Source organism: Actinacidiphila sp. bgisy167 (genome assembly GCF_965342175.1).
Classification (GTDB): domain Bacteria; phylum Actinomycetota; class Actinomycetes; order Streptomycetales; family Streptomycetaceae; genus Actinacidiphila.
The window spans coordinates 1-3,054 of record NZ_CBDRBL010000175.1; the positions used below are offsets into that span (position 1 = coordinate 1).

General features: G+C 72.2%; 3 protein-coding genes. 1 reads left to right on the top strand and 2 read right to left on the bottom strand.

Annotated elements, in window-relative coordinates; translation table 11 throughout:
* Positions 1-131: 131 nt before the first annotated feature.
* Both ACRWND_RS30520 and ACRWND_RS30525 read right to left on the bottom strand, forming a co-directional pair.
* Entirely contained in the window at positions 132-1,709 is a 1,578-nt protein-coding gene (locus ACRWND_RS30520) for an aldehyde dehydrogenase (NADP(+)) (protein ID WP_431955169.1), read from the bottom strand.
* A 1-nt stretch (position 1,710) separates the two neighbouring features.
* Positions 1,711-2,340 carry an isochorismatase family cysteine hydrolase gene (locus tag ACRWND_RS30525; RefSeq protein ID WP_431955171.1) on the bottom strand — a complete coding sequence of 210 codons (630 nt, stop codon included), beginning with the start codon at positions 2,338-2,340 and terminating at the stop codon, positions 1,711-1,713.
* 99 nt (positions 2,341-2,439) lie between these two features.
* On the opposite strand from ACRWND_RS30525, the gene ACRWND_RS30530 reads away from it, so the two are divergent.
* Positions 2,440-2,892, top strand: coding sequence for a lipocalin-like domain-containing protein (locus ACRWND_RS30530; protein ID WP_431955173.1), 453 nt, complete (start codon positions 2,440-2,442; stop codon positions 2,890-2,892).
* The last annotated feature ends 162 nt before the right edge of the window (positions 2,893-3,054 follow it).

Consider the following 3,054-nt stretch of genomic DNA (forward strand, 5'->3'; position numbering starts at 1 on the left):
GGAATCCTCCGGACTGCCCCCACCGACACTCCCTGGGGGCCCGGCACGGCAGCCGGGACGGCGTCTCACACGTCACCCCGCCTGCCGCGCCGACGCGATCCCTGTGGACGCGTGCCACGCCGGGCGCGCCGTCAGTCGCGGGTGAGGTGCCCGTCGACCAGCCGCCACAGCCCCAGCGGATTGGCCGGGACCAGTGCCTCGGGGAGCAGCGCGTCCGGGAAGCCCTGGTAGGTGACGGGCCGCAGGAAGCGCTCGATCGCGCTCATGCCGACCGAGGTGAAGCGGCTGTCGGTGGTGGCGGGGAACGGACCGCCGTGGATCGTGGCGTGGCCGACCTCCTGCGGGTGGGCGAAGGCGTTCACCACGATCCGGCCGGTACGGCGCTCCAGGACCGGTAGCAGGCGCGCCGCCTGCGGGTGGTCCTCCTCCTCGAGGTGCATCGTCGCCGACAGCTGGCCGCGGAAAGCGCGGGCCGCCTGCGTCATCTGCTCCGTGCCGGTCAGCCGGACGAGCAGCGCGGCCGGTCCGAAGACCTCCTCGGCGAGCGCCGGTTCGGCCAGGAACCGGTCGCCGTCGACCTCGAGAAGCTGCGCGCGGCCCTCGTGGGCGCCCGCGGGTTCCGGCCCGGCCGCCACGGTCGCGGCGCCGAGGTCGCGCAGGCGCCGCGCCCCGTGCCCGTATGCGTCGTGGATACCGGGGGTCAGCATGGTCCGCGCGCCCATCGCGCGCACCCGTGCCGCGGCGGCCTCGCGCATCTCGGCGTACCCCGGGCCGTCGACGGCGAGCAGTGCGGCCGGCTTCAGGCAGGCCTGGCCGACGTTGACGAGCATGCGTTCGGCGAAGCCGTCGCCGATCGCGCCACCGCGTGCCGCCAGCGCGGCCGGGAGGACGAAAGTAGGGTTGACGCTTGTCATCTCGGCGAATACCGGGATCGGGTCGGGGCGCAGCTGCGCCCGCCGGTACAGGGCCATGCCGCCGCCCTCGGAGCCGGTGAAGGTGACCGCCTTGACCAGCGGGTGGTCCACCAGGGCCTCGCCGATGGCGTTGCCCGCCCCCCGGACCATCGAGAACACGCCCTCGTGCAGCCCGGAGTCGGCGACGGCGCTCTGGATGACCCGTGCCTGGAACTCCGAGGCGCCGGGGTGGGCGTTGTGGGCCTTGAGGATCACCGGGCAGCCCGCCGCGAGGGCGGCGGCGGTGTCGCCTCCGGCGACCGAGTACGAGATGGGGAAGTTGCTCGCGCCGAAGACGGCCACCGGACCGATCGCGATCTTCTGCATGCGGTGGTCCATGCGGGGCCGCGGCTGCCGCTCCGGCTGGGCCGGGTCGACGGCGGCCTGGCGGAACCGGCCCTGCCGGACGACCTCGGCGAACTGCCGGAACTGGCCGGCGGACTTGACCGCCTCAGCCTCCAGCTGTGCGACCGGAAGGCCGGTCTCCAGGGCGGCCCGTTCGGCCAGTTCACCCTTGACCGCCTTGAGCCGGTCCGCGATCAGCTCCAGGAAGGCGGCGCGTTCGTCGAGTCCTGTGCGGTTGTAGGTGTCGTACGCCTCGTCGGCCAGGCGCGCGGCGCGGTCGACCTCGGCCGCTCCGCCGAGCGCGAACTCCGGTCCGACGAGTTCCCCGGTCGCCGGGTCGAGCGCCTTCATCGTGCCTTCGGACGCGGGGACGGACGACGCGCCTATCAGCATCTCTCCGGTCAGTCGCATGTCAGTGGTCTCCGTTCTCGAGCGTGCGCAGCAGTTCGGCGGTGGTGGTGAGGGAGTGGGCGTAGGTGGGGCCGTTGAGCTCGTGGGCGGCGTGCATCATCTCCGGGCGGTAGGCCGCGGTGGCGTCGCGGACGAGCGTGACGTGGTAGCCGAGCTCCATGGCGTAGCGGCCGGTCGACTCGATGCAGGTGTTGGCGAGCAGCCCGACGAGGATCACATGGGTGATGCCGTGCTGCCGGAGCCGGAAGTCGAGGTCGGTGTTGGCGAAGCCGCTCTGCGACCAGTGCTCCTGGACGACCACGTCCGCCGGGGTGGGCCGGAAGTCCGGGTGGAACTCGCCGCCCCAGGTGCCGAGGGCGAAGGTGTGCCGGTCCTGGATGACGCGGTGCGTCGGGTTGGGGTGCGCCCAGTCCTCGTAGTCGCCCTCCTGCCAGCGGCGGTGGGGGACGAAGAAGACCTTCTGGCCCGCCGAGCGTCCCGCGCCGACCACGGCGCGGAGGTTGTCGAGCAGGCCCACCTCGGTGGCCACGGGTTCCAGAGCGGGCCAGACCTTGCCGCCCTCGGACAGGAAGTCGTTGTAGGGGTCGACCAGCAGGATCGCCGTGCGCGCGGGGTCGTAGGAGTCGGTCATGACGCGTGCCTTCCATCTGGATTATTTGCATCATCCTCATTCAGGATTACTCTTGTCATCCTGAAAGTCAAGCAACGACGGTGATGTGAGGTGTGGGCGATGACCCCCGAAGAACTGCGCGAATCCCTGATCGGAAGTTGGCACTTGAGGTCCTATGAGGCCGCGGACGTCGCGACCGGCGAGGTCGTCGAGCCCTTCGGCCCGCGGCCTCGGGGTCTGATCACCTACGGCTCCGACGGGTACATGTCGGCTCAGATCATGCGAGTGGGGCGGCCGGACTTCCGCCGCGGCAGGCTCGAGGAGGGACTGCCCGAAGAACTGGCGGCGGCGGCCGCGGGCTACCTCGCGTACGCCGGCACCTTCCGGGTCCCGTCGGGGGACCGGGTCGTCCACCGCGTGGAGTTGAGCCTGTTCCCCAACTGGGTGGGCGGTTCCCTGACGCGGATCGTCGCCCTGGACGGTCGCAGGCTGCGGCTGAGCCTGCCCGGCCCCGCCAGGATCTGGGGCGCGGTGCGCACCGGCGTCCTGACCTGGGAGCGGGGTGTGCGGTAGCGGCCTCTTCGCGCGGGGGCGGGGGTGCGCGGATCGGGGCGCGGGCGCCGTGGGCCCGCGCCCCGCTAGGAGCGTGTCTCGGTAACGGGCAAGCAGGGTGGTGCCGTCATGGATGGGATCGGTCGTGGCCGCTGTGCTGGTGCGTGCGGGGTGACAGTCCGG